Source organism: Pseudomonas sp. DrBHI1 (assembly GCF_002205115.1).
Lineage (GTDB): Bacteria > Pseudomonadota > Gammaproteobacteria > Pseudomonadales > Pseudomonadaceae > Aquipseudomonas > Aquipseudomonas mosselii.
The window spans coordinates 1-319 of record NZ_NIBE01000138.1 but is presented as its reverse complement, the minus strand read 5'-3'; the positions used below and the strand labels follow the sequence as shown (position 1 = coordinate 319).

The window sequence follows — 319 nt, the reverse complement described above, 5'->3', positions numbered from 1 at the left end:
TGGCCTGCGCTCTGCTCGAGCACAAGCCGCAGGTGCAGCCATGAGCCGCGGCCACACCGCAGGCCGCACCACCTGCCTGGACCTGTTCAAGGTCGAGCCGGGCGTTACCTTCGAGGATGCCTTCAGCGAGTTGTCGGTGCTGCTCGGCTGCATCCGCCACCTGACCTGCGAGGCGGAGATGGAAGGCGACCTGCTGGCCGGCAGCTCGGCGCGGATCCTCAGCGCCATGGCCAAGGCGCTGATCGATGATATGGAGGTGGGGTTGAACCGCTCCAGATGATCTGATGACCGCATCGCGGGGCAAGCCCACTCCCACGCC

Annotated in this window: 1 protein-coding gene; it reads left to right on the top strand. The window is 66.8% G+C overall.

Features of this window, described 5'->3' with window-relative positions:
* The first annotated feature begins 40 nt into the window (after positions 1-40).
* On the top strand, positions 41-280 hold the full coding sequence (locus tag CC207_RS25140; RefSeq protein WP_028690971.1) for a DUF3077 domain-containing protein: 240 nt from the start codon (positions 41-43) through the stop codon (positions 278-280).
* Positions 281-319 lie beyond the last annotated feature (39 nt).